The organism is Pseudomonas sp. AMR01 (assembly GCF_041946035.1).
GTDB classification, from domain to species: Bacteria; Pseudomonadota; Gammaproteobacteria; order Pseudomonadales; family Pseudomonadaceae; genus Aquipseudomonas; species Aquipseudomonas antarctica_B.
Genome location: NZ_JAUTYR010000083.1, coordinates 1 through 2,276 on the forward strand (window position 1 = coordinate 1; position 2,276 = coordinate 2,276).

The 2,276-nt window shown below is 58.3% G+C and carries 2 protein-coding genes; both read right to left on the reverse strand.

All coding sequences use genetic code 11. From position 1 onward, the window contains the following. Positions 1–761 precede the first annotated feature (761 nt). Positions 762–1,040: a hypothetical protein gene (locus tag Q7C20_RS26595; RefSeq protein WP_374994995.1), complete on the reverse strand. Its 279-nt coding sequence runs from the start codon at positions 1,038–1,040 to the stop codon at positions 762–764. Between the two features lie 218 nt (positions 1,041–1,258). Continuing rightward, the coding region (locus Q7C20_RS26600) for a protein rep (protein ID WP_375071170.1) at positions 1,259–2,276 on the reverse strand (1,018 nt) is incomplete at its 5' end.

The window sequence follows — 2,276 nt, forward strand, 5'->3', positions numbered from 1 at the left end:
GCTTGTCCTGGAATCAGGAAGGAGCTTGTTCACGACCGATTTGAGGGCCCACCGGTTGGCCCTGGCCAATTGGGGGTTCGGTTCGGTAACTTCACCGGTCTCTGGGTCAAAAGCACCGGCCTGAGAGCCGCGCTGTGACTGGGGGGAAGTAGTTTTGGCAGTATTACCAAGGGGCGAACCACCCGCAGGCCCCAAACTCGCCCCACCAAAGGCAGAGGGAAGGGACTCAAACTCTTGCATGTAGCCACCTTGCAAAGCCTCTAGGGCTTGTCAGGGCGGCGGTATGAGGTATGATCATATGCGTCACCATTGCTGGGTTTTAGATGAATTCAGGTGACCGAGCCCCGGACATTTTGCGGATGTTGCGGGGCATTTCATTTTTTCGGGCCGGAGATTCGCTGCTTTCGGTTCGGAGCAGGCCGGTGTTATCCCTTTCGACAGGTAGAGCCCCATGCTCTCTGAATAAACGCGTCGGTCACACGCCAAAATAACACCAGTAAGATCAAGGCTCAATCGTTGTCGTCGTTGTCGCTCGCTGCGCGCCCTCGCTCCTCCGCCTCCTCCAACGAATCCTATCCAGGAAGCTCCCAAAATCGGGGGGCGCTGCGGCGTCACACTCCCTCAGTTCCTGAAAGCCTCAAAAGCCTGTTTTGCAGGGAAGGGGGGGGATCTCGCCTCGGGTCAGGTTCCAGGCCGCTGCGCGGGTTCCGGCGTTCGGCATTACGTGAAAAATTTGACGTAAGGGGAGCGCCTTATAGGGGCTATCGCCCCTGTTCTATGGCTGCATCGAACAGTGCGGCAACCAGCCGATCCAGCGTTACCTGGTCAACTTCGAGTGAGGGGTTGGGGTTGGCCAGCAGCAGCTTGAGCGCGGGGATATCCTCACGATTAAACGTCACTGTGACATTTTTTTCGGCCATCTTGGCGCGGTACTTGGCTTGACGGGCTGCACCTGGGAGGGCTTTGCCGGTGCTCGGGCGACCACGTGGGCGCTTGAGCGGGAGAAGGTCTGCGGTTTGATTGTCGTTGACGTCTTTCATTGGGCTGCCTTTAGTGTCACTGTGACGGTAATTAATTATCGTCACAGTGACGCCAAATAGCAAGCTGTTAACACACTATCGTTAAGTGGAATTTATGATGGTGTGTTAACCAATTAGCGAGTTAGCTAATCAGTTGATCACTTGAGCGGTTGACCCTACGGCCCTCCGTCGTCGTCCTCCTCGCTAGATCGCTCGCCCGTCCTCCTCCTCCGGTAGGGTCAACCTGGTGGGGCAGCGGCATCCCTGAACACCAGTCGCTCGATAGTCGTTGCCAGAAGAGTTGGGGCATCCTCGGCCACGGTCAGGAGGTGGGCCTCCTGGTGGAACCGGCGGATAGCCCGCCATTGTGCGACCGTGATGGTGGCAAGCACTGTAGCCTGTTCATCCTCGGCCTTGGCGGCGAGTTCCTCGTCCGTGAGCTCCCTAGACAGACCGAGCAGATCCCGGAGACCGTTCGACCAGTAGAGCTGGCGGCGGCCGTGGAATGCCTTGGCGTAGACCTGGAACAGTTTGCCGGCCCGTTCGGGCGGGTACTCTGGATCGTTAGCATCTAGAACGGCCCGCAGAAGCCCCCAGGGGGACAGGCCCTTGCGTTTGGTGGTCTTGGCATTGGCCTTGGTCATCTCATCCTCCAGACCCCACTTGCTGGCGTACTGGGCGGCGAATAGGCCGTCCTGGACAGTCACACCATGCTCCAGGGAGGGCTGAGGAAGGCCGGAGAGCTTGCAGGCTCGGATCCAGGCATTCCGGTAGACATAGCCAACGGCGTTGGCCGTAACGCCCCTGTCGGTGAATACCAGGATATGGAAATGGGGATGGAAGCCGTGTTGGCCGTGGGTTACTTCAAAGGCCCGGATATAGCCGTAGATCTGGGATTCTGGGGCAATCGCCCTGAGTTGGTTCTTGACCGAATACTTGCCATTGGACAGCCGCTTGAGGGCCTTGGAAAGGAGATCGTTCATCACCTGGATGTCATCGCTCACACCATGGGGCACCGTCAGCGTGACGAAATGGACGTTCATCCCCATGGAACCGGCAGCCTTGAGGGCGTCCTTGAGTTCCTGGCGGCGGCGTTCCGATACCTTGGCGGCGCAGACTGGGCAAGTCCAAACGCGGCTACAGACCAGCAAGCCCTGGTAAAACGCCTTCTTGTGGATCCCCTTCATGATCTGGATATCACCCAGGGTTTGACCGGCCACAGGGGCGCGGTGAACCATGCACTTGCTTGTCCTGGAA